The 22,879-nt window shown below is 60.7% G+C and carries 18 protein-coding genes; 11 read left to right on the top strand and 7 right to left on the bottom strand.

What is annotated here, in order from left to right:
• Positions 1–261: 261 nt before the first annotated feature.
• Positions 262–630: a DUF2007 domain-containing protein gene (locus HNP33_RS19655; RefSeq protein ID WP_184711573.1), complete on the top strand. Its 369-nt coding sequence runs from the start codon at positions 262–264 to the stop codon at positions 628–630.
• Between the two features lie 207 nt (positions 631–837).
• Positions 838–2,703: an AMP-dependent synthetase/ligase gene (locus HNP33_RS19660; RefSeq protein WP_184711572.1), complete on the top strand. Its 1,866-nt coding sequence runs from the start codon at positions 838–840 to the stop codon at positions 2,701–2,703.
• A 196-nt stretch (positions 2,704–2,899) separates the two neighbouring features.
• Here the strand turns inward: HNP33_RS19660 and HNP33_RS19665 are convergent, their stop codons facing one another.
• Both HNP33_RS19665 and HNP33_RS19670 read right to left on the bottom strand, forming a co-directional pair.
• The gene (locus tag HNP33_RS19665) at positions 2,900–3,973 is read right to left on the bottom strand and encodes a TRAP transporter substrate-binding protein (RefSeq protein WP_184711571.1); all 1,074 of its coding nucleotides are present in this window, start codon (positions 3,971–3,973) and stop codon (positions 2,900–2,902) included.
• Positions 3,974–4,321: 348 nt separating this feature from the next.
• Positions 4,322–5,524, bottom strand: coding sequence for a saccharopine dehydrogenase family protein (locus HNP33_RS19670; protein ID WP_184711570.1), 1,203 nt, complete (start codon positions 5,522–5,524; stop codon positions 4,322–4,324).
• 295 nt (positions 5,525–5,819) lie between these two features.
• Here HNP33_RS19670 and HNP33_RS19675 point away from each other — a divergent pair, with 295 nt between their 5' ends.
• The 8 genes from HNP33_RS19675 (at position 5,820) to HNP33_RS19710 (ending at position 13,429) form a co-directional block, all read left to right on the top strand.
• The gene (locus HNP33_RS19675; RefSeq protein ID WP_184711569.1) at positions 5,820–6,185 is read left to right on the top strand and encodes a hypothetical protein; all 366 of its coding nucleotides are present in this window, start codon (positions 5,820–5,822) and stop codon (positions 6,183–6,185) included.
• 344 nt (positions 6,186–6,529) lie between these two features.
• A complete protein-coding gene (locus HNP33_RS19680) occupies positions 6,530–7,444 on the top strand; it encodes a dihydrodipicolinate synthase family protein (protein ID WP_184711568.1) in 915 nt (304 codons plus the stop codon).
• Positions 7,445–7,458: 14 nt separating this feature from the next.
• A complete protein-coding gene (locus HNP33_RS19685) occupies positions 7,459–8,094 on the top strand; it encodes a TRAP transporter small permease (RefSeq protein WP_184711567.1) in 636 nt (211 codons plus the stop codon).
• A 17-nt stretch (positions 8,095–8,111) separates the two neighbouring features.
• On the top strand, positions 8,112–9,377 hold the full coding sequence (locus tag HNP33_RS19690; protein WP_184711566.1) for a TRAP transporter large permease: 1,266 nt from the start codon (positions 8,112–8,114) through the stop codon (positions 9,375–9,377).
• Between the two features lie 26 nt (positions 9,378–9,403).
• Complete coding sequence (locus HNP33_RS19695) at positions 9,404–10,390, top strand: TRAP transporter substrate-binding protein (protein ID WP_184711565.1); 987 nt, start codon at positions 9,404–9,406, stop codon at positions 10,388–10,390.
• Positions 10,391–10,442: 52 nt separating this feature from the next.
• Positions 10,443–11,696, top strand: a complete 1,254-nt coding sequence (locus tag HNP33_RS19700) for an NAD(P)/FAD-dependent oxidoreductase (protein WP_184711564.1) — start codon at positions 10,443–10,445, stop codon at positions 11,694–11,696.
• A 46-nt stretch (positions 11,697–11,742) separates the two neighbouring features.
• Positions 11,743–12,678 (top strand): 4-hydroxyproline epimerase, encoded by a 936-nt coding sequence (locus HNP33_RS19705; protein WP_184711563.1) that lies wholly within the window; start codon positions 11,743–11,745, stop codon positions 12,676–12,678.
• Positions 12,679–12,754: 76 nt separating this feature from the next.
• Positions 12,755–13,429: a GntR family transcriptional regulator gene (locus HNP33_RS19710; RefSeq protein WP_184711562.1), complete on the top strand. Its 675-nt coding sequence runs from the start codon at positions 12,755–12,757 to the stop codon at positions 13,427–13,429.
• A 58-nt stretch (positions 13,430–13,487) separates the two neighbouring features.
• Here HNP33_RS19710 and HNP33_RS19715 read toward each other — a convergent pair whose 3' ends face one another.
• A complete protein-coding gene (locus tag HNP33_RS19715) occupies positions 13,488–13,910 on the bottom strand; it encodes an acyl-CoA thioesterase (RefSeq protein WP_184711561.1) in 423 nt (140 codons plus the stop codon).
• 270 nt (positions 13,911–14,180) lie between these two features.
• On the opposite strand from HNP33_RS19715, the gene HNP33_RS19720 reads away from it, so the two are divergent.
• Positions 14,181–15,887 (top strand): electron transfer flavoprotein-ubiquinone oxidoreductase, encoded by a 1,707-nt coding sequence (locus tag HNP33_RS19720; protein ID WP_184711560.1) that lies wholly within the window; start codon positions 14,181–14,183, stop codon positions 15,885–15,887.
• A 134-nt stretch (positions 15,888–16,021) separates the two neighbouring features.
• Here HNP33_RS19720 and HNP33_RS19725 read toward each other — a convergent pair whose 3' ends face one another.
• From HNP33_RS19725 to HNP33_RS19740, 4 genes are all read right to left on the bottom strand, one after another.
• Positions 16,022–16,726: an RHS repeat domain-containing protein gene (locus HNP33_RS19725; RefSeq protein ID WP_184711559.1), complete on the bottom strand. Its 705-nt coding sequence runs from the start codon at positions 16,724–16,726 to the stop codon at positions 16,022–16,024.
• Between the two features lie 268 nt (positions 16,727–16,994).
• Positions 16,995–17,486, bottom strand: a complete 492-nt coding sequence (locus tag HNP33_RS19730) for a hypothetical protein (RefSeq protein WP_184711558.1) — start codon at positions 17,484–17,486, stop codon at positions 16,995–16,997.
• Between the two features lies 1 nt (position 17,487).
• Positions 17,488–21,630, bottom strand: a complete 4,143-nt coding sequence (locus HNP33_RS19735; RefSeq protein WP_221452146.1) for an RHS repeat-associated core domain-containing protein — start codon at positions 21,628–21,630, stop codon at positions 17,488–17,490.
• Between the two features lie 76 nt (positions 21,631–21,706).
• The coding region (locus HNP33_RS19740) for a bacteriophage T4 gp5 trimerisation domain-containing protein (protein ID WP_418903865.1) at positions 21,707–22,879 on the bottom strand (1,173 nt) is incomplete at its 5' end.

Raw genomic sequence — 22,879 nt, forward strand, 5'->3', positions numbered from 1 at the left:
CCGAGCTGGGCACGCCCCAAACGGTGGCCGTGGCATAACTACGTCTGGGGTTTGGGGAGACTCAGTCTCAAACCGATTTATGCAACAAAGCCATGCATATTTACAAAACATTTACCATCTGTTCATTCATTTCAAAAACCGTCTGCAAGCAGTCTGTAAAACCCGGATGCCGGTGACCAAGGTGCGCGACAAGCGCATAGCGGAGCAGTCGAGAGCAGTCGAGAGCAGTGTTCTATCAATATTCAATTTCAGGAGACACCGATGCGCAGCGTGTACGAACCCTCTGGAGCTATCCAGGCCCATGTGCTGCAGGATGTGCTGCGCCAGCATGGCATTGCCAGCCATGTACAGGGTGAGCATCTGCAAGGCGCTGTGGGCGAGTTGCCCGCTGGTAGCCTGGTGCGGCTGCTGGTGGCAGAAGGCGATTACGCAGCAGCCCGCCGCGCCGTGGAGGAATGGGAGCGTGCCGCCCCCATGGATGAGGAAGAGTTGGCCCGCATGGACCGCAGTGCAAATATTGCGACGGCAGTTGCCACGCCAACACAAATGCCCGGCAGTCGCCGTGGCTCCATAGCAACCCTGCTGATCGTTGTCGCAATCGGGCTTCTGGTTTGGGCTCTTGCAGGATGATTGGGTATTTCAGCGGCAAAAGTATCGGTTGGAGATACCTGTCTGCCACCCTCCATCAACCTCAGCACTAAAAAGCGAGCCCGACGCGGCGCGCATCGACAATCGCGGCCATCGCATACCGGTAGGCCGCAACGATCGTTCACAGCCCGCCTTGCCCCGAACACAAGCCAATCGATGCGATGATTACCATAAGGAGAATTGAAGTACATGACGACGAGCCACGGCCAGATGCCCGATCTGCGCACCATTGACACCCTGCCCGCGCTTTTTCAGTACCGCTGCAACACCACCCCGGCCCGTGAGGCCTATCGCTGGTTCGACGCTCCCAGCAACCAATGGCAGTCCTTCAGTTGGAGCGATATGCAACAGGCGGTTGCTACATGGTCACAAGCCATCGGCAACCTGCAACTTGAACGCGGCGCCCGCATCGCCACCCTGCTCACCCACAGCGTGCACGCCATCTGCATCGACCAGGCAGGCCTTGCCCAGGGCTGTGTTACCGTACCGCTGCACGCGAACGACAATCCGGGCAATATCGCCTTCATCCTGGCAGACGCAGGCGCTTCGCTGCTGCTCGTCAACCGGCTGGAGGCATGGCAGAAGATTGCCGCCACCGGTACGCCGCTACCAGCCCTGCGCTGTGTGGTGGTGGATGACCCCAACCAGCCCGCTATCGAAACAGGCGCTTCTGGCGCAGATGGGGCGGTCGCTTTACGCGTTGTTCGCCTGCAGGATTGGCTTCAGGAATCGGGCAGTGCAGATGCAGTGACAGAGTCGAAGCCTGTGCAATCTGCACAGCCCCAAGACTTGGCTGCCATCGTCTACACCAGCGGCACTACCGGCAAACCGAAGGGCGTGATGCTGAGCCACCGCAATGTGATGAGCGACGTGAAGGCCGTTCTGGGCCGCGTGGTGCCGACACAGGACGATGTGTTCCTGTCCTTTCTGCCCGTCTCCCATACCTTTGAGCGCACCTGCGGCTACTACCTGCCCATGGCCGTGGCCAGCACCGTGGTATATGCGCGCTCGGTGGCGCAGCTGGCCGAAGACATGCTGGCCATCCGGCCCACCATCCTCGTGTCGGTGCCGCGCATCTATGAGCGCATTTACGCAAAGATTCAGGAAAAGCTCGCAGGCGCTGCCTTCAAGCGCACGCTGTTTGCTGCAGCCTGCTCCAAGGGCTGGGAGCGCCATTGCGAGGCCCATGGCCTTGCCAACAAGGATGCGCCCCAGGGCGGCCTGGCGCGCCTTTTACCATGGAGCTTTCTGCAAAAGCGCGTAGCGCAGCCGATTCTGGATCTGTTTGGCGGGCGCCTGCGCATCGCCGTCACCGGGGGGGCTGCCATTCCGCCCGTGGTGTCGCACAGCTTCCTGGGCCTGGGTCTGCAACTGGTGCAGGGTTTCGGGATGACCGAGACCTCTCCCGTGCTGACCGCCAACTCGCTGGAACACAATGACCCGTCCACCGTGGGCAAGCCTTTGGCAGGCATGGAAGTGCGCATCGGTGAGAACAAGGAACTCCAGGCACGGGGCCCCAATGTGATGGTGGGCTATTGGAACCGCCCCGAAGACACGCAAAAGGCGTTTACCGACGACGGCTGGCTGAAAACCGGCGACCAGGCCGAGATCATCGATGGTGAGGTGCGCATTGTCGGCCGCATCAAGGAAATCATCGTGACCGCCACCGGCGAGAAGGTGCCGCCCGGCGATATCGAACAGGCGCTATGCGCTGACCCACTGTTCGAGCAGACCATGGTGGTGGGCGAGCACCAGCCTTTCATCGCCTGCGTGGCCGTCGTCAACCGCGAAGAATGGAAGCAGCTGGCTGCGAGCCACGGCCTTGACCCCGACAATAGCGTAAGCCTGCAGGCCCCGGCCGTGCGCAAGGCGGTGCTGCAGCGCATTGAAAACCTGTGCCACGGCTTTGCCAAATACGCGGTGCCCCGCGCCGTGCAACTGGTGACCGAGCCCTGGACCGTAGACAACGGCCTGATGACCCCGACACTGAAGCTCCGCCGCCCGCAGCTGATGCAGAAGTATGCTGGCGAGATCGCTGCGATGTACGCCAAGTAAGCCCGCTGCATCACTCCGCCTTTCATCGGTCACCAGATAGGCACACCGAGAACATCAGATAGGCCCTGCAAAATAAACAGCTGCCTGCGCTTTACAGACAAGCGCAGGCAGCTCTTTCTACATGAATGCCTGGATGTCTACCCCGCAGGCAAGGCAAAGCGAAGCAGCAGGGACAGCCAGAGCATTTGCTGCCAGATCAGCTCTTGCTGCTGGGAAAGTAATAGGTAATCAGCGCGCTCGCGCCTTCCACTCCAGCCTTGCTTGACCATTCGCGGGCAAACTTCTCGCCCATCAGATCGAGTGTGCGGCGCAGCTCGTAGCTGGGCTGGCTGATCTTGGTGCCATGCTCCACCAACACGCGCTGGGCCGCATCATCCGCATCACGCGCCAGTTGCCAGCCGCGCGCCTCGGCCTGCCTGGAGGCGGCTTCCAACGACTTCTTGGCGTCTTCCGGCAACTTGGCCCAGTGCTTTTCACTCATCAGGATCAGGTTCTTGGGAATCCAGGCGCGCATGTCCACAAAAATGCCCATGGCGTTCCACGACTGGCTGTCCACACCAGTGGTGCTCGATGTCACCATCACATCGACCTGACCGCTCTGAATCGCCTTGGCCAGGTTATTGGCCGCCGTATCGACCGGCGTGGCGCCCGCAACCTGGGCAATGAACTTGGTAGCGTCGTTGTTGACGCGGAACTTCTGGCCCTTCACGTCTTCGAGCTTGTTGACCGGTGCACGCGCAAACAGGCCCTGGCCGGGCCATGGCGCGGTATAGAGCACGCGGATGCCCTGCTTTTGCAGCAAGGCTTCGATCGGCTGGCGGGTGGCTTCCCACAGGCGCTTGGCGTCATCAAAGCTGCGCACGATGAAGGGCAATGAATCAATGCCCAGCAGCGGGTACTGCTGCGCAAAATTGGACATGAAAATCTCGCCAATGGCCAAATCGCCTTTGCTGAGCGCGGGCATGACCTCGGTCATGGGCATCAGCTTGGCATTGGTGACCACATTGATCTGCAGCGCGCCCTTGCTCCCCTCCCCGGCCTGCTTGGCAAACTGCTGCAGGTTCTGCGTGTGGAACAGCGCATCGGTATAGGCGCCCGCGCATTGCAAGGTGGTGGGTGCGGCCTGCGCACTGGTGGGCAACCAGCCGGCAACGCCTGCCCCGGCGGCAGCGCCCAGCGTGGCCAGCAGCTGGCGGCGTGTTGGACGGGCAAGCGGCTCCAACGCCTCTGTCGCCACCGATGCATTAGCCTGTTTGTTGTAATCAACCATAAAACCTTTCCCTCGATGAAGTCCCGCTGGCCGCCAGAGCACCGCGTACTGTGCGAGTGCAAAAACCGTGTTCTGCCAGTCAAATTTGAATCATAGTCTTACATGACTGACAATTCGTCATAAAGCGCACGGAATCTACCGTGGAGACTTCAACTAGGCAATGCGCGTTTGCCTGGGGAGCGACATTTCTTGATATATGTCACGGCTAAGAGGCCACCCGCCTTCATGGACCCCTTGCACTGCCACGGTCACCGCGGCCTCCAGGGCGAAAAGCTTTTGCGATCCCCAAAAAAAAAGCTGCCCGCGCCAACCATGCAGGCGCGAGCAGCTCCTTCAGACCGCTGGGGTTTATGCCGCCAGTGCCGCGTTCAGGTCCTGTGCGCGGTAGTACTGGCCAAAGCGGTTGTCGATGAAATCCGCAAACCGGATGGATTCCTGGCCGATGAAGCCCTTTTGCGGCAGCACCTGGCCCGCCACCAGATCGAGTGCGCAGCAAATGCCAGCGGCCGTTGTCAGCTGGATGGCGGTGAGCGCATGGCCCGCAACCGTGGTGCCTACGATGCGGGCGGAATAGGATTCCTGCATCAGACGCTCGCCCTTGCGGCCCGTGGCACTGGCAAAGATCACGATCACATCCTGGCGCGTGGCGGGAATGGCGCTGTCGAAGATCTTGTTGAGCAGTTCGCGCTGGTCGCGCAGCTTCAACTCGTTGAGCAACAGCTTCAGAATGGCACAGTGGCCGGGGTAGCGGATCGACTTGTAATCCACATTGCGGGCCTTGCCGGCCCAGGTTTCGGTCAGTGTGCCCAGGCCGCCGCTGGTGTTGAAGGCCTCGTATTCGATGCCATCGAGCGCAAAGGTCTCCAGGCCTTCGAGCGCATGCACGGTCAGCGGTTCGCCATCCACCAGGGCCTCGCAGGGGTTGATGTATTCATTGATCAGGCCCTCGGTGCTCCAGGTCAGGTTGTAGCGCAAGGTGCCCTGCGGGTAGCGGGGCAATGCGCCCACCCGCATCTTCAGGTCGTGCAGCACGTCAAAGTGCTGGGCCACATCGTTGCCCACGATGCCGATGAAGCCCGGCGCCAGGCCGCATTGCGGCATGAGCACGCTGCTGGCCTTGGCCGCCAGCTTGCGAATCGCGTGGGTGGATTGCACGTCTTCGGTCAGATCGAAGTAATGCACGCCCAGCTTGGCGGCCAGGGTGGCCACTTCAATAGCCATGTGGAAAGGCAAGGCGTTGAGGACGGCAAACTGCCCTTGCATTGCCACAGCCAGGTCGTCTCCCTTGCCGATGTGCACCGTTTCCACGCCCAGCGCCGCAACGGCCTTGAGCTGGGCCTTGGACTGGTCTGCCATGCGCAGTTGGTAGCCGCCCGCTACCTGCAGCAGCACCGCCATCGCAAAGCCGATTTTTCCGGCGCCCAGAATGGTGACTTTCTTCACCTCCGTGTTCGCTGGCGTGCCCGTCTTGGCCGGGGCAGATGCTGCCGCCAGTGTCGTCGCCGTCGATTTGTCGGCTTTTCCCAGTTTTTTCTTGGCTTTGTCGCCCATGATTTTCTCCTTGAATCCGCAATCTGGATGGAGAAATGTTACAAGTAATTCATGTCAATATGAACGCATTAAAGCGTCATATTATTTGTTTTATATAGTCAATTTATCTTTTAATTTCGTCATTCATACCAAAATCAGCGTAAACCCGTAGCCCAATCCGCTTTGTGAAGAGGCCGCAGATGGGCCCTGGGGAGCCGCGTGCCGCCTGCGGCGCAGGCACAATGGCGATCCCTGCAACGCCCAAGCACACACCCATAACAAGCCGGGCATCCTTTTTCAGCGTTTTCTCATTGCCATGGCCGGTTCTGCATCCAACTCCATCCTGCGCTTTCTGCTTGCCCGCGATATCCGCAAAGGCAAGTCGCGCGAAGACCTGCTGGCCAAGCTGGAGGCTGCGGGCTTCAGCGGCGATCACGCCTTGAAGTTCATCGCCCAGGCAGAGCGCAAGGTATTGGCCCGCAACCGGCGCTGCGCGGTGATCTCCGCCATCGTGGTGCTCGTTCTGCTGGCCCGCCTGCTCTGGGGCCCTTACGCCGACCACCCCGACATGCAACTGCTGCTGGGCGTACTGGCGGCCATTTTTTCAGGGGCAGGCTTTTATTTCTGGTTTGTGGCGCGCTGGCAGGCACCTGCGGCAAAAGCGGCGGGCGCAGACCGCTGACGGTCCATTTTTCCGCCATCCCGTAGCCCATCACTCGCAAGCCATGGCTGGCTGATTTCCCATCGCCTCGCAGGAAGGCCCTGTGGGCGGGTACGGGTGCGGGCACAACCCGAGGGCTCCTTGGCGTTATCGCGCCGGCCATCTCCGCTGCGTGGGGGGGTTGGCAAGCCAGGGCTGTACAGCCATTCTCACCACGCCCTCCCCACGCCCTTTACACCCAATTGCGCCAGCCGCATAACGTGCTTTTCCCGTGCTCGAAAATACCTATCAGATATTTCAAATATCTCATTAATATATTTAACAACTTCAACCGGGCGATCCACATCTATATCAGGAGCACACGCATGAGCAATCCACGCTGGCAAGGCATCTTTCCTGCCGTCACCACCAAGTTCCACGCCGATGAAAGCATCGATGCCGAAGGCACGGCCCGGCACATCGATTTCCAGATCCGCAATGGCATCCACGGCGTCGTGACCTGTGGATCGCTGGGCGAGGCCAGCACGCTGTCGCTGGAAGAGAAGCTGGAGGTGGCGAAAATCGCGCTCGATGCCTCGGGCGGCCGCGTGCCGGTGCTGGCCAATGTGTCGGAAACCAGCACCCGCGAAGCGCTGCGCTACATCGACGGCGCCAACAAGCTGGGCGTGGCAGGCTTCATGGTGATGCCCTCGGTGATCTATGTGGCCGACTCCCGCGAGGCGATGGCCAACGTGCGCGCCATGGCCAATGCAGCCCAAAAGCCCATCATGGTCTACAACAACCCGGTCGCCTACCGCGTGGACCTCAAGCCCGAGCACTTTGCCGAGCTGGCAGACAACCCGTACATTGCCGCCATCAAGGAAAGCACCGGCGACATCCGCCGCATCACCGACCTGCGCAACACCGTGGGCGACCGCTACCAGTTGTTCTGCGGCGTGGACGATCTCGCATACGAAGCCCTGGCCCTGGGCGCTGACGGCCTGCTCGCCGGCGTGGGCTGCACCTTCCCGCGCGAGACGGTGGCGCTCTACGACCTGATGAAGGCCAAGAAGTTTGACGAAGCCCTCAAGCTTTACCAGTGGATGACGCCAATGCTGCACCTCGATGTCTCGAACAAGCTGGTGCAGAACCTCAAGCTGATCGACGTGCTGGCGGGCATGGGCAGCGAGCACATGCGCCTGCCGCGCATGCCGGTGGTGGGCGAAGAACGCGAGTTCATCACCCGCATCGTGAACCAGGCCCTGGCCACCCGTCCGGCCCAGTACCGCTCGGTCGACTGAACCGGCAGCCCGCCATGCCTTCACAAGAACATACAGGCAATGAAGCACTGGCGGGCCCGCTGTGGGCCCGCAGCCTGCAGGGGGCCTCTGCTGCCATCCTGGGCCTGGAGCGCTGGGCGCTGACCGGGCTCATGGGGTTGATTGCGGCACTGATTCTGCTGAACGTGGCCACGCGCTACAGCGGCATGCCCATCTACTGGGTAGACGAGGCGGCGGTGTATCTGGTGGTGTGGCTGTGTTTCATCGGTGCATCGGCCATGACCCGGCTGCGGCTGGACTTTGCCGTCACCTTGCTGACCGATGCCGTGGGCGAGCGCGCTGCGCGCTGGCTCAAGATGGCCGCCACGCTGTGCGTACTGCTCTTTGGCCTGGCCATGATCGCCATGTGCTGGGTCTGGCTGGATCCGGTGGGCATCGCCAGCTTCGGCTTCGACGCCAAGGCCTATGCCGCCGAGAGCTTCAACTTTCTCTACACCGAGCGCACGCAGACCCTGAACTGGCCCACCTGGGTGGTGCAGATCGTGGTGGCGCTGTTTGCCGTGAGCTTTACGGTGCATGCCGCCGCCAACCTGGCCGAAGACATGGGCGTGGTGCCGCGCGCCACCATCCAGGGGTTCGACCTGGGCAACGCCGAAGAAACCGTCAATTAATCGCCCGCCCGCACACCATGATCACCAGCATCTTCTTTCTTGCCATCATGCTTTTGGGCGTGCCCATTGGCGTGTGCCTGTGTCTGGCGGGCATTGTCTATATCGTCGACACGGACGCCACCGTCCTCTTCCAGTCCTTTCCCACACAGATGTTCGGCGGTGTGGACAGCTACGGCCTGATCGCCATTCCCCTGTTCATCCTGATCGGCGAGATCATGAGCAGTGGCGGCATCACCCGGCGCCTGGTCAGCCTGGCGATGGGCTTTGTCGGTTCGGTGCGCGGGGGGCTGGCCTACGTCAACATTCTGGCCAACATGATGTTGGCGTCCATCATCGGCTCGGCAACCGCGCAGGTCGCCATCATGAGCAAGATCATGGTTCCCGAGATGGAGCGCCAGGGGTACGACAAGACCTTTGCCGCAGGCGTCACCGTTTACGGCGGCATGCTGGGCCCCATCATTCCGCCTTCGGTGATGTTTGTGGTGTACAGCGTGCTCGCCCAGGTGGCCGTGGGCGACATGCTGATGGCGGGCATCCTGCCCGGCATTTTGCTGACGCTGCTGTTTTTCCTGGTGATCGCCTGCATGGGCTTCATCTACAACTATCCGCGCAGCGAGCGCAAGACCCTGCGCGAGCGTGCCCGCACCATCGTACAGGCATCCCCCACCTTGCTCATTCCCATCGTCATCGTCGGCTCCATTCTGGCTGGCGTTGCCAACCCGACCGAATCGGCAGCCGTTGGCGCACTGGTATCGGCCCTGGTGGGCAAGTTCGTGACGCGGGAATTTCGCTTTGCCATGCTGCCGCAGATTCTGCTGCGCTCTGCCGTGTATTCGGCCATTGTGCTGTTTCTGGTAGCGGCGGCAGCCGTGTTTTCGTGGCTGCTCATCTACGGCAAGGTGCCGCAGGCAGCGGCTGCGTGGATTCAGACCGTCGCCAAGGACCCGGTCAGCTTTTTGCTGCTCACCAATGTGATCCTGCTGGTCATCGGCACCGTGATCGACGGCATCCCCGGGCTCATCATGACCGTGCCCATCCTGCTGCCCATCGCCACCGAGATCTACCACATTGACCCGCGTCACTTTGGCGTGGTGGTGGTGGTGAACCTGGTGCTCGGCCTGATGTCGCCGCCGGTGGGCCTGTCCTTCTTCGTGGCCGCTGCCGTCACCGGCGCCAAGCCGGGCAAGATGTTTCTGGTCACCTTGCCGTTCTTCCTGATCTGCTGCATCGCACTGGTGCTGCTGTCGCTGTTTCCGCAACTTTCCCTGGCCCTGATCAAGTAACCGCAACTCCTCGAAAGGTGCTTTCCATGACCCATTCACGCCGCCGTTTTTTGCAATGCAGCGCTGCACTGGCAGCCCCCGCCTTCATCGGCCAGGCCCGCGCCCAGGCTAAGGAGTTCCGGCTGGGCCTGATCACGCCGGGCGGCCACTCCTGGAACCGCGCTGCGCTGGCTTTTGGGGAGCTTTTGAAGAAGGAGACCAATGGCCGCCTCTCGGCTGTCGTCTTCCATTCCGGCCAGTTGGGCAACGAAGCGGCGATGATGCAGCAGATGCAGACCGGCGCGCTGGACATGGGATGGATTCAGGCTGCCGAGCTGGGCTCGCGCGTCTCTACCATCGCCGCCATCAATGCGCCCTACCTGGTGCGCTCCACCACCGATGTCGCCAAGCTCGTGCGCCACGACGCCGCCCTCAAGCTGCTGGAAGTGCTGCCCAAGGAAACCGGCACCATCGGCCTGGGCTGGGGCATCACCGGCATGCGGGTGGTGTTTGCTACCAAGGACATCACCGGCGTCAAAGATATCAAGGGCATGAAGCTGCGCATCAACCCGACGCCCGCCTACCGCGACTTCTACCAGCAGCTGGGCGCAGCGCCCACGCCCATTCCAACGCCGCAGGTGTTTGACGCCATGGCCAACGGCCAAGTCGACGGCCTGGAAGCCGACATCGAACTATCGTGGAACCAGCGCTACGACAAGGTAGCCAAGGCCATGCTGCAGATGAATGCCCTGTTCATGCCGTTTGCGCCACTGGTGTCCGGCCGCGTCTGGGCCAAGCTGGACAGCAAGGACAAGGAGCTGATCCGCGAGCTGGTGCGCCAGTCTCTCGATGCGCAGATCAAGGACATCGTCACCACCGAGCTGGGCTTGATCGACAAGTTCAAGGCCACCAACTTCCCCATGCGCAGCGAGCCCTCGCTGGACGTAGCCGCCCTCGCCCGCGACTACGACAAGATCTGGCTGCCCAAGGCCCCCGCCATTGCCGAGCTGCGCAAGGTGGGCGCCTCGCTGTAAACCGCCCGCCATGCCCGCCGCACCAGCCCTTTCTTGATTGACAATGCCCTCCATGCAAGCAAGCAACTCCTGCGATGTCATCGTGATCGGGGCCGGCATCATCGGCGCCATGTCGGCCTGGTACCTGCAGCGCGAAGGCCGCTCGGTCACGCTGCTGGAGCACCAGCAGATCGCGCACGGCGCCAGCCAGGGCAACGCGGGCATTCTGGCCTTTCCGGAGGTCAGCCCCATGGCTGCGCCCGGCGTGTTTCGCAAGGTGCCGGGCTGGCTGCTCGATCCGCTCGGGCCGCTCAGCATCCGCCCCGCCTATCTGGCGCAGATCACGCCCTGGCTGTGGCGCTTCTGGCGGGCCAGCAGGCCGCAGGCCTATGCGCAGTCGCTCGCGGCGCAAACGCAGCTGATGCATCTGGCCCAGACGGAGATGCAGCAGGTGATGCGCGAGCGCGCGCTGCAATCGTATTTTCGGCAGGTGGGAACGCTCGATCTGTACGACACCGAGGCAAGCCTGCAAGCCGCGCAGAAGGACTGGGACAACCGCGCGCAGGCGGGGGCCCAATTTCACCGCGTGGGCCGCACCGACATCGACCACCTGCAGCCCGGCCTGGCGCCGCAGTTTCAGCACGGCATGTTCACCCCCGACGGCACGCAGGTGGGCAACCCCAGGCAATTGACGCAAGCGCTGGCACAGCTCGCCTTGCAAACCGGGGCAGTGCTGACCACCGGCCACGCCCGGGCGCTGTCCACCACGCCCACGGGCGCCCAGGTGCATCTGGCCGATGGCCGTGTACTGCAGGCCCGCACGGTGGTTGTGGCCTGCGGCGCCTGGAGCAAACCGCTGGCTGCCAGCCTGGGCGACAAAGTGCCGCTGGATACCGAGCGTGGCTACAACACCACGCTGCCGCTGCAGGGCTTTGCACTGCAACGCCAGCTCTACTTCAACGACCACGCCTTCGTCGTGACGCCGCTGGCCGACGGCATTCGCGTGGGCGGCGCCGTGGAACTGGGAGGGCTTGCACTGCCGCCCAACTTCGAGCGATCCCGCGCCATGCTGGGCAAGGCCCAGCGCTTTCTGCCGCAGCTCGATATCCAGGGCGGCACGCAATGGATGGGCTTTCGCCCGTCGATGCCCGACAGCCTGCCCGTCATCGGCACGGCCAGCGCCACCTCCAACGTCATCTACGCCTTTGGCCATGGACATCTGGGCCTCACGCAATCGGCAGGAACGGCCCGCCTGGTGGCCGATCTGGCCTGCCAGCGCACCCCGCCGCTCGCGCTGGCGCCCTTCAGCGCGGCGCGTTTTGCCTGAGCATTTTTCCGCCCCTTTTCAGCCACCCTCCCCGGAGCTTTCTGCCATGCACAAAATCCATATCATCGACAGCCATACCGGCGGCGAGCCCACCCGACTGGTGATCGATGGCTTTCCTGACCTGGGCACGGGCAGCATGGCCGAGCGCCGCGCCCTGCTGGCCGAGCGCCACGACGATTGGCGCGCAGCCACGGTGCTGGAGCCGCGCGGCAGCGACGTGGTGGTGGGAGCCCTGCTGTGCGCGCCGGTCAACCCGGCGCATGCCGCAGGCGTGATCTTCTTCAACAACAGCGGCTACCTGGGCATGTGCGGCCACGGCACCATCGGCCTCGTGGCCTCGCTCGCCTACCTGGGCCTCATCGGGCCCGGCGAACACACCATCGAAACCCCCGTCGGCAATATCTCCGCACACCTGCACGCAGACGGCAGCGTGAGCGTGCACAACGTACCGGCCCGGCGCTACCGCCACAACCTGACCGTGCAGGTGCCCGGCATCGGCGCCGTTACCGGCGACATTGCCTGGGGTGGCAACTGGTTCTTTCTCGTCAACGACCACGGCCAGCGTGTGCAAAGCGACAACCTGGATGCCCTCACCCACTACGCCTGGGCCGTGCGCCAGGCGCTGGAGGCGCAAGGCATCCGCGGCGACGATGGCGGCGAAATCGACCACATCGAGCTGTTTGCCCCGGACGACAGCGCCGACAGCCGCAGCTTTGTGCTGTGCCCCGGCAAGGCCTATGACCGCTCGCCCTGCGGCACCGGCACCAGCGCCAAGCTGGCCTGCCTGGCAGCAGACGGCAAGCTCGCGCCGGGCGCCGTGTGGCGTCAGGCGAGCGTGATCGGCAGCATGTTCGAAGCCAGCTACCAGCCAGGCGCCGAAGGCCAGGTGCTGCCTACCATCCGCGGACGCGCCCACCTCAGCGCAGACGCACATTTGTTGATAGAAGATGGTGATCCGTTTGCCTGGGGAATTAGGCTGTAGACTTTGCTGCGCGGCATCCGATCCGTTGTTTGACGCTGATGGCCTCACCGTCTGCCAGACATTCTTTCCGTATTCCATGAGCCCACGCACCGTCAAAACCAAGCCCCTTCCCCCTCCCAAGCGCCGGGCTGCCGATGTTGCATATGACGCCATAGAGGCCTTGATCTGCACACTGGAGTTGCAGCCGGGCAGCCCGGTGGTCGAGGCCGAAATAGCCGAGCGCACGGGTCTGGGGCGCACGCCGGTGCGCGAGGCCTTGCTGCGGATGGTGTCCATCGGGCTGATCGAGCCGCAGCCCCGGCGCGGCCTGTTGGTATCTGGCATTGATCTGGCGGGCCACCTGGACATCGTGGCCACCCGCCGCGTGTTGGATCAATTGATTGCCGCCTGCGCCGCACGCCGGGCCACCACCCAGCAGAGAGAGGAAATCGTTCGCTGCGCAGCCCTCATGCACGACGCAGCAGAGCGCGGCCGCATCGACGACTACATGCGCGCCGACCATGAGCTCGACACCATCAGCCACCTGGCCAGCCGCAATCTGCCTGCTGTCAACTGTGTGGTTCCGCTCATCGTGCAATGCCGACGCTTCTGGTATGCGTACCAGCACGCAGGCGACCTGATGGAAGGCGCCCGCGCCCATCTGGCGTTTGCACAGGGCATATCGTCGGGCAACGAGGCGGCAGCTGTCGCGGGCTCCAACCAGCTGATGGATTACCTGGAGCACTTTGCGCGCCGGATCATTGATCAATGATGCATCAGCGCTAAAGCATCAAACGCCAGCAGCCGTTCATTCAATAGCAAAACTGCCGTCAGCCATCCAGCATCGCGCGCATCCACGCGGGCAGATCGACGGCCTTCTGGCGATCAAAATCCACCCAGATCACCGTGGCGCCGCCGTTGGCATACACCACGCCGGGCTCGCCCACCTTCTCGATCTCGTACCAGGTCTCGAACGCCGTGCGGGCCGGGTCGCTCACAGACATCTTCACCACCAGTTGCGCCGGATACTCGATCTGGCGCAGGTAGTTGCAGAAACAATTGACGACCACCGGCCCCTGGTTGCCGTCGTGCGGCGTCTCGCGCGTGGAGCGCAGCCATTCGACTCGGGCGCTCTCCATGTAGCGAAAGTACACGGTGTTGTTGACGTGGCCAAGGCAGTCCATGTCTCCCCAGCGAACCTCCATGGGGGAGTCGTGCACCCAGCGTTTGTGATCAGGCAGCAGGATTTTCATGCCCGCCATCTTACGATCTGCAAGCCCCGGCTGCTGCACCGCAACAAGGCAGCCTGTCGCGGACTTTCAGCCACGCGAACCCGCCGTCTCAGAAAAACAGAGTGCTGACGCGCATTTACCGCAATAATCTAGGGCTAACCCTAGGAACCAAGCAGTTACCGCACTGCAACATACACATAAAATCCTTGGCATTGCATGACACCATGCGCGCAAGGCATGGCAGTGTGATTTGCCTGAGCGTTTTTCAAGAATTACGGATACGGAGCCCCGATGACCAACGAAGAAATACTGGCCCAATTTGGCCCCCGCGAGTCGATGGAGTACGACGTCGTCATCGTAGGCGGCGGCCCCGGTGGTCTGGCCACCGCCATCCGCTTGAAGCAACTGGCTGCGGAGAAGGGAACGGACGTCTCCGTCGTGGTGCTGGAAAAAGGCTCCGAGCCCGGCGCGCACACGCTCTCGGGCGCCATCATGGACCCCCGAGCCCTCACCGAACTCATCCCCGACTGGAAGGAAAAAGGCGCCCCGCTCACGCAACCCGTGACCGAAGACGCCATGATCTTCCTCACCGAGAAATCGGGCCTGCGCACCCCCAACTGGCTGCTGCCTCCCTGCTTTCACAATGAAGGCAATTACATCGTGCAGCTGGGCTACGTCGTCAAGTGGCTGGCCGACCAGGCCGAAGCCCTGGGCGTAGAAATCTTCCCCGGCTTTGCCGCGGCCGAAGTCATCTACAACGAAGACGGCTCCGTCAAGGGCGTGGCCACCGGCAACATGGGTGTGGGCAAGGACGGCAACCCCACCGATGACTTCCAGCTCGGCATGGAACTGCACGGCAAATACACCATCTTTGCCGAAGGCGCGCGTGGCAACCTGGGCAAGCAACTGATTGCCAAGTACCAGCTGGACGCTGGCAAGGACCCCCAGACCTACGGCATCGGCGTCAAGGAACTGTGGGAAATCGATCCCCAGCGCCACCAGCCGGGCTTTGTCATGCACACCGCCGGCTGGCCGATGAACAACGACACCTACGGTGGCGCCTTCCTCTACCACCTGGACGACAACAAAGTCACGCTCGGCTTCATTACCGGCCTCGATTACTCCAACCCCTATCTCTCGCCCTTTGAAGAGATGCAGCGCTGGAAGACCCACCCCAACATCCGCTACTACCTGGAAGGGGACGAGGCCAAGGGCATCAAGCCCGCCAAGCGCATTGGCTACGGCGCCCGCGCCATCACCGCAGGTGGCCTGATGAGCCTGCCCAAGACCGTGTTCCCGGGCGGCGCGCTGGTGGGTTGCGATGCTGGCTTTCTGAACGTGAGCCGCATCAAGGGCAGCCACGCTGCCATCAAGACCGGCATGCTGGCCGCCGAGGCTGCGTACGACGCCATCGTGGCTGGCCGCCAGGGCGACGAGCTGAGCGCCTACCCTGCAGCATTCGAGAAGAGCTGGCTGTTTGACGAGCTCAACAAGAGCCGCAACTTCAAGAGCTGGTTCAAGAAGGGACTGGTGACCGCTTCAGTCATGAATGGCTTGGAGCAGTTCGTGCTGCGTGGCAACATCCCCTGGACCCTGCACCGCGACAAGCCCGACCACGCCTACCTCAAGCCCGCGTCTGAATGCCAGCCCATCGAATACCCCAAGCCCGATGGCAAGCTGACCTTTGACCGCCTCTCCAGCGTGTTCATCAGCAACACCAACCATGCCGAAAACCAGCCCGCGCATTTGACGCTCAAGGATGCCACCATCCCCGTCAATGTGAATCTCGCCAAATTTGCCGGCCCCGAGCAGCGCTACTGCCCTGCCGGTGTGTACGAGTTTGTGGCCGACGAGGAAAAAGGCGGCTCGGCCCAGCGCCTGCAGATCAATGCGCAGAACTGCGTGCACTGCAAGACCTGTGACATCAAGGACCCGACACAGAACATCGTGTGGGTAACGCCGGAAGGCGGCGGCGGCCCGAACTATTCGGGCATGTAGGCCTCCTTCAACCCTCTCTCTCCCCATGGCCGGCAACGGCCATTTTTTATCCCCATTGCTCGTTGTCTATCGTATTGCCGTTGCCTTGCAGCTTTTGCGCGGGGGTGCGTTGTTCTCGCTGCGTCTTGTCTCCTTCAACGCGGATCAGGGGCGTAAAGCTGCCAGGCTCGCAGATGGTGTGGATTTGCAGCTGGTTTGTGCTCAGTGAGCACCAGTCGGTCTCCGCCCCAGCCGTAGTAGGTGGTTTTAGCATCGCCTATGAGGTTTCCATCTTGGTCTGCGTGCTGTACCTGTTTGGCCACTCTGCGCCCAAACGGGTCGTAGTGGTAGTTGGCCCCTTGCACCCGGGTGTCTGATTCGAGCGTATAGCGGATGAGGCGGTGGTGGCTGTCGTAGTGGTAGCGGTGCTCTTCGTTGCCTTCTGCCTTGTATTTGCGCCTGAGGTTGCCCCAGGCGTCATATTCGTAGTAGTACTCGCCGTCGTCCTTGATGCGGTTGTCCATCCATTTGGGCTCGCCGCCATGGGTGTCCTGCACGCTGCCCTTGCCCAGGAGGTTGAAGTTTTTATCCTGCATGTGCTGGCGCACGGTTTCATCCCAATCTGATTGCAGCGTCTGAACCTGCCTTTCTTCGAACAGGCGATTACCGGCGGGATCGAACCGGTAGTGCTGCGCAGGTAGACCCGGCTGGATTGCGCCTACCAGGCGCCCCGCTTTGTCGTAGCCATACTGGTGCAGGCCCTGGGCGGTTTCTATGCGGGTGAGCTGGCCAGCGGCGTTGTAGTGGTGCTGGCGTTTGAATGCATTGGCCTCGCCGATGAGTGGACTAGACGGATTCAAAACGATTCCTCCTATAGAGAAAAAGGCAAACGTAGCACTTCAATGTCCACTTCCAGAGCCACACGCAGAACAAGAAGTCCCTCGCAGGGCTTTGTTCATTCTGTGGCATCCCACAAACTAGAGTGAGCCGCTAACTGCAGCGAGCGCCCGATCCAGCGAAATCCCCATACGCGCTCCGCGTGCGCCCGCTGCAGGCCGGATTCAAGGCACCTCACGAGCTAATCCATGTCTCGTTAAGCGGTATTGCACTTCGTCCTTGAATCCGCCTTCAATCGCATGTCACATCCTCCCTCTTAATGCGAAAAATGCCATTCGACGCAGGGAGTACATTCTTATCACTTTTTGCAGAATACAACCAAAATACAATGATTGGATTTACACTTAAAATATCGCACCCATTCCTTAATATTCTTTTTATTTTTATTTCCCCTAAAACATGCTCTCCAGGCAGGATGGAAATCAATTCAGGATTGCTTCCCATCGGCATAAACAATGGTACAGGCGTAAACTCTTCCGAGTCAACAAATGCATACAACTGAATTCCTCTAATAAGCAAAGATGACGGCAAGGCATCCTTTCTAATTCTCATTTTGACAGGAGATTTATTCTCAAGATTAATCCGTATTACATCTTTACTCAAAGACAACTTCAGAGAATAATCCAAGACTGCCCCATTATCATTCTGCATTGCATGAGATGGATTGAATGCATTCATTGCTGCACAGGCAATAGCAAAAAAATAGTTGAAAATTCGTTTCATTTTATTTCGGATAAGTTCCAGCCTTAACCTTAGAGAGTCCATCCATAGTTGCACTTATCTCTGCCTCTATACCACGAACCGTGCACCCGGCTGGTGGATTTTTCAAAGCATCCTGCAGTATTGCCAACTCTAGCTCATGAGATTTCCTTTCCGAATCAAGACGTTCTCTTGCATCTGAATTAACAATTTGAGTAACTCCCTTATTCCCCTTACATACATTAGGATTGGCTTTAATTATATCCTTTTTGTGAGATTCCTCATGTGCTATCGTCGTTCCAAGAACATTTTGACAACACCCGGAATTACCTGCATTAATTTTTATATTTTCATTTTCACAATAAACTGTATTCATATTGAGTGGACTATCTGGATCAGAAGAATCTTTCGGGAAAGAATCCCCCAATCTCCACTCCAATCCTTTCGGATCAATTCGTCTAATAGGTGCACCCTTTGCATAATCATAAGTATTCATCCCCCCTAGCAACCCAATGGGATCCTGATTGATATAACTTCCTCTGACCGCATCGTAGTACCGATGCCGGTTGTAGTACAGCCCACTTTCGCTGTCCTCATGCTGCCCAGGCAGCCGGATGGGCTGCTCCAGGTTCTCGGGGTTGTATTGCGCAATAACACCTCCCCATGGCCCCACGCGGGCCGCCCAGGCGATCTTGCCCTGCTGGTCGATCAACGCCAATGGCGTGCCCAGGTGGTCGCATTGGTACAGGTGGATTTGCTGCTCGCGCCCGGGCGGCTTTTCATCCAGCATGGCCTTGAGGGTTTCGGGTTGCAGTTGCGCCTGCTGCATCCACTGTTGCGAGTCTGCGCTCAGTCTGTCTTCGCGCCATTCCTGCTCCAGGCCTTCGAGTATGGTCTGGGTCTTGCGATCCATTGTTTGGCTCTGGGCTTGCAGCTTTTGCGCGAGGGTGCGTTTGGGCTGCGCCTTGTCTCCTTCAACGCGGATCAGGGGCGTAAAGCTGCCAGGCTCGTAGATGGTGTGGATTTGCCGCTGGTTGTGCTCGGTGAGCACGAGGCGGTCTCCGTCCCAGCCGTAGTAGGTGGTTTTGGCATCGCCTATCAGGTTGCCGTCTTGGTCTGCGTGCTGTACCTGTTTGGCCACTCTGCGCCCAAACGGGTCGTAGTGGTAGTTCGCCCCTTGCACCCGGGTGTCTGATTCGAGCGTATAGCGGATGAGGCGGTGGTAGCTGTCGTAGTGGTAGCGGTGCTCTTCGTTGCCTTCTGCCTTGTATTTGCGCCTGAGGTTGCCCCAGGCGTCATATTCGTAGTAGTACTCGCCGTCGTCCTTGACGCGGTTGTCCATCCATTTGGGCTCGCCGCCATGGGTGTCCTGCACGCTACCCTTGCCCAGGAGGTTGAAGTTTTTATCCTGCATGTGCTGGCGCACGGTTTCATCCCAATCTGATTGCGGCGTCTGAACCTGCCGTTCTTCGAACAGGCGATTACCGGCGGGGTCAAACCGGTAGTGCTGCGCAGGTAGACCCGGCTGGATTGCGCCTACCAGGCGCCCCGCTTTGTCGTAGCCATACTGGTGCAGGCCCTGGGCGGTTTCTATGCGGGTGAGCTGGCCAGCGGCGTTGTAGTGGTGCTGCCGCCCAAGGGAGTCTTGCTCGCCGATGAGCGGGCTGTGCGTATGCACAGAGGTCAGGCGCGATAACGCGTCGTAGCTACTTTGGGTTTGCGTGGGGCCGAACTGGCGTTTCGTTTCGCGGTGGCGTTTGTCGCGTTCGAAGTCGATCACGCTTCGGCCATCCAGTACCACTCCATGCAGGTGGCCCGCGCCGTAGGTCTGCCATTCGATGGCGGCCAAGCCTTCGTAGTGGGTTTGCGATTCGATGCCCAGTGCGTTGAAGGCGCGCTTGACGGTATGGCTCCAGGATTGGTTTCCATCCGGCCCGGTAATGCACTGGATTTCTTCAATGTTGCGGCCTACGGGGTCACGGATGAATTCCACCGTGATGGTGTTGCCACCCAGCTCCGTCCGATGCCAGGGCTTTTGCAGCCTGCCGTCTTCGCCGTAGGCAAAGTGCTCCTGCTGGATGTCTTGGGGCCGCTCTTGCACGAAGGTCTGGCGCTGTAGCAAGCGGCCCATCTTGTCATATTGGTGGCGGCTGATCAGATTTTCATCCAGGCTTTGCGTTACTTCGCCTGCCGCGTTGTAGTGCCAGCCTTGCGTGCGGCCGTCGAAGTTGATCTGTTGGACGAGTCGGTCCATGGCGTCGTACGCGAATGTGGTGTGGGCACCGTTTTCATTGGTGAGTTGGGTTAGGCGCCCCGCTGTATCGTATTGGAAGCGTTGGACCAGTGGCTGGGCACGATCTGCGTACTGGTAGGTGATCAGTTGGCCCTGCGCATCGCGCCCGAATTCCACGCTGGTGCCATCGGCTGCGGTGACGCCGATCAGGTCTGCGGCAGCGTTGTAGGTATAGGTGGTGGTTTGGTTCAGCGCATTGGTGTGGGCCACGAGCAGGCCCAGGTCGTCGTACCGGCTGCTGCTGCGCGCGCCTTCTTCGCCAGTGGTTTCGGTGCGCTGGCCCCAGCGGTTGTAGCGGTAGCGGGTGGTGCTGCCCGAGCAGTCGGTATAGCTGGTGAGCAGGCCTGCCGCGCTCCAGGTGAGGTGCTTTTGACCTCCTTTTGCATCTTCAATGGCATTGGGCGTCTCGCTTTGCGGCTCGGCATAGCGATAGCGGGTTGTGTGGCCCAGGGCGTCAACACTGGCACTGGGCCGCCCCATTGCGTCGTATTCGATGTGTTCGCTTGCCCCTCCCGGGTTCGCAACATGAACGACTTGGCCATGGGCGTTGTAATCCCAACGGGTTTGCAGCCCGTCGGGTGAGGTGATGCCCAGGAGGTTGCCGGTGGCAACATCGAGGTCGTAGCGGGTCTCTCGCCCCAGAGCGTCGATGCTGGCGGTAAGGCGCCCGCTGGCGTCGAATCGGCTTTGCGTTGTGCTGCCATCCGGATGTTCTAGTTTGACCACACGGCGCAGGCCCGCTTCACCTTCGAAGTGGTAGGTTGTTTTTCTGCCAAGGCTGTCGGTGACGGTGGTGCAGTCCTGCGCATAGTCAAAGCGGTAGGACAGTGCTCCTTGCCGCTGCTGCTCGACCACCTTGCCTGCTTCGTTGTAGACATAAAGCACGGGGGGCCTGCCTTCATAGGCATGTGCCGTCATGCGGCCTGGCAGTTGAGGATGGTATTGAAAGGCTCGATTTCGATTGCCGTCTCGGCCATAAACAGCGATGAGCTCGCCCCGCGGACTGTATTCGTAACGAACCAGTGGATGGTGGGGCAGGTCTGGCTCATGCGGATCATGGGTCAGATATACCGCCATCAAACGCACGCCACAATCATCCCCCCAGCCCCCGGAGGCCTCGGTTGCCAGGCCCGCCAATGTTGTTTTGAGCTCCAGCCGATACTGACGCCCCACGCCATCCTGCACGGCAACGACATGCCCTTCTGCGCTACGCTTTAGCCGCAGCGAACGGCCAAAGCGATCATTGATTCCGAATAGATGCAGACGCTTGCCTGTCACCTGATCTGCCGGAGCAGTCGTGCCCAATACCCACCAGGGCCCTAGCAGGTTGTTGGTGACAAAGAAGAGCGCAGGATTGCGACGGTCGCCTTCATGCAGTCCCATCCACGCGAGATTCAGGCGAGAAACAGGCAGTTCTTTGTTGAGATCGAGCCGATCCAGCCCACCACGCACGATCCACAGATTCTCGCTACGGCTGTAGGCGGCCTGCCCTGGCGCAAGCGGGTCAAACCGGATGCTGCGGCCTTTGCTGTCGTTGAGGGTGAGCAAGTCTTGTGTCTGCAGCAAGCCGACTTCTGTGGGCAGCCACCAGCCCGGGCCCAGCAGTCCAACCGGCGCCGGGGTGTCGGTCTGGTAGCTGGAGTAGTCGCGCGAGACCACAAATGGCAACGGGCCGGGAAGCGCCAGATCGACTTCGCCGCTTTGCACCTTGGCACCCAGCATGGGGTTGACAGGGTTGCCTACCGATACGCCTCCTGGGCAGGTCGAGCAAGCTACGCCTCCCGATGATCCAATATGTACCGTGAGCGAGCCTTGTGTGATGGGCCCTCCGTGCTTGGTCATGTCTGTCTGGCGCGCTGCTGGCAAACCTGTCATGAAGAGTTCTCCGGATACTTGTTATTGGGTTGTTTTAAGGTTTGGCGCGTCTGCGCCTCTGTGCTGCCAGGCTTGGTCAGAAGTTGATGAGCGGCCCAGGGGATGGACTTGCTGCAGGGATTGCAGAGGCGGTCGCCGAGCCGCCCATCAACCCGCCCGCCATATTCAGCGCGCTGCTGACTGCCCCGAGCTTGCCTCCTGCCGCCGCACCCAGGGAGCTGGCTAGACCTGCCGCAGTGCTAGCCGCGCCCAATGCACCACCGCTTATGCCTCCAATGGCACCTGCCAGTCCACCCAGCCCGCCTGCGGCACCGCCCATGCCTACAAGGCCGCCCATCCCTGGCAGTGCACCTCCGTCAGCCCCCGCCACAAATGAATTACCGCCTGCGGGTGAAGCGCCCGAGGGAGATGCTCCATCGCCGGGTCCATCGCCAGAATCTTCATCACCCTTGGGGGTAGCAGGCGGCGATTGGCTCGCTCCGCAGTTCCACTGGATCATGCTTGCATCGCCATTGATCCCATCCTCGGCCTGCATTTCGATATGGGCCCCCTTGAGGTAGATGCCGCCATCGCTTTTAAGCACGATCTTGGCTTTGCCGCAAACCAGCTCAAAGTGGTCTCCAACGGTGTGCACAGAGACTTTGCCTACGCTTTCATCCTTACGCTCTCCCACCTTCAGCTCCACTTTTTTGCCGATGGTGGCCGAGTAGGTCTGACCGACCATGAGCTGTTTGGTCAGGCCCACTTCGCTCGCCTGCATCAACCCCACCAGCGAGTTCATGGCCAGCCCGACGTTGCGGCTATAGGCCATGCCAATGTTCATCATCTTGGCGATGCCGGTGTTCTCCATATAGGTGATACCGATCGTCTCTTTCTTGTTCAGGCCGATGTCTATGGTTTCGTTCTTGCCGACATCTTCCTTGCGGTTGTCGCCAATCGAGATAGTCTCGTTGTGGTCCACCCGCTCTTTGCGGTTCTGGTGGATGGTGATGGTCTCGTCCAGGTCCACCTCTTCGGTGCGCCAGCCGTGCACGTTGATCTTTTCATTTCGATCAACGATCTCGGTTCTGTCGCGGTGGATGGTGTTGAATTCGTCTCGGTCAATCGTCTTGCTACGATCTCTACCAACCCACTTCGACTCATCGTTCTCTACCTCGGTGAGCTGGTCTTTCTGCGCATGCAGCCACAGCTGCTCCTGGCCCGCCTTGTCTTCAAAGCGCAGTACATTGGCTGTGCCGGGGCTGTCCTT

This window comes from Comamonas odontotermitis (genome assembly GCF_014207855.1).
Taxonomy (GTDB): Bacteria; Pseudomonadota; Gammaproteobacteria; order Burkholderiales; family Burkholderiaceae_C; genus Comamonas; species Comamonas odontotermitis_A.

Coding starts and splice junctions, on each gene's coding strand:
- HNP33_RS19705 (WP_184711563.1), top strand. CDS start 11,743: ATGCACAAAATCCATATCATCGACAGCCATACCGGCGGCGAGCCCACC.
- HNP33_RS19720 (WP_184711560.1), top strand. CDS start 14,181: ATGACCAACGAAGAAATACTGGCCCAATTTGGCCCCCGCGAGTCGATG.
- HNP33_RS19660 (WP_184711572.1), top strand. CDS start 838: ATGACGACGAGCCACGGCCAGATGCCCGATCTGCGCACCATTGACACC.
- HNP33_RS19665 (WP_184711571.1), bottom strand. CDS start 3,973: ATGGTTGATTACAACAAACAGGCTAATGCATCGGTGGCGACAGAGGCG.
- HNP33_RS19690 (WP_184711566.1), top strand. CDS start 8,112: ATGATCACCAGCATCTTCTTTCTTGCCATCATGCTTTTGGGCGTGCCC.
- HNP33_RS19730 (WP_184711558.1), bottom strand. CDS start 17,486: ATGAAACGAATTTTCAACTATTTTTTTGCTATTGCCTGTGCAGCAATG.
- HNP33_RS19695 (WP_184711565.1), top strand. CDS start 9,404: ATGACCCATTCACGCCGCCGTTTTTTGCAATGCAGCGCTGCACTGGCA.
- HNP33_RS19675 (WP_184711569.1), top strand. CDS start 5,820: ATGGCCGGTTCTGCATCCAACTCCATCCTGCGCTTTCTGCTTGCCCGC.
- HNP33_RS19715 (WP_184711561.1), bottom strand. CDS start 13,910: ATGAAAATCCTGCTGCCTGATCACAAACGCTGGGTGCACGACTCCCCC.
- HNP33_RS19700 (WP_184711564.1), top strand. CDS start 10,443: ATGCAAGCAAGCAACTCCTGCGATGTCATCGTGATCGGGGCCGGCATC.
- HNP33_RS19670 (WP_184711570.1), bottom strand. CDS start 5,524: ATGGGCGACAAAGCCAAGAAAAAACTGGGAAAAGCCGACAAATCGACG.
- HNP33_RS19680 (WP_184711568.1), top strand. CDS start 6,530: ATGAGCAATCCACGCTGGCAAGGCATCTTTCCTGCCGTCACCACCAAG.
- HNP33_RS19685 (WP_184711567.1), top strand. CDS start 7,459: ATGCCTTCACAAGAACATACAGGCAATGAAGCACTGGCGGGCCCGCTG.
- HNP33_RS19710 (WP_184711562.1), top strand. CDS start 12,755: ATGAGCCCACGCACCGTCAAAACCAAGCCCCTTCCCCCTCCCAAGCGC.
- HNP33_RS19655 (WP_184711573.1), top strand. CDS start 262: ATGCGCAGCGTGTACGAACCCTCTGGAGCTATCCAGGCCCATGTGCTG.
- HNP33_RS19735 (WP_221452146.1), bottom strand. CDS start 21,630: ATGACAGGTTTGCCAGCAGCGCGCCAGACAGACATGACCAAGCACGGA.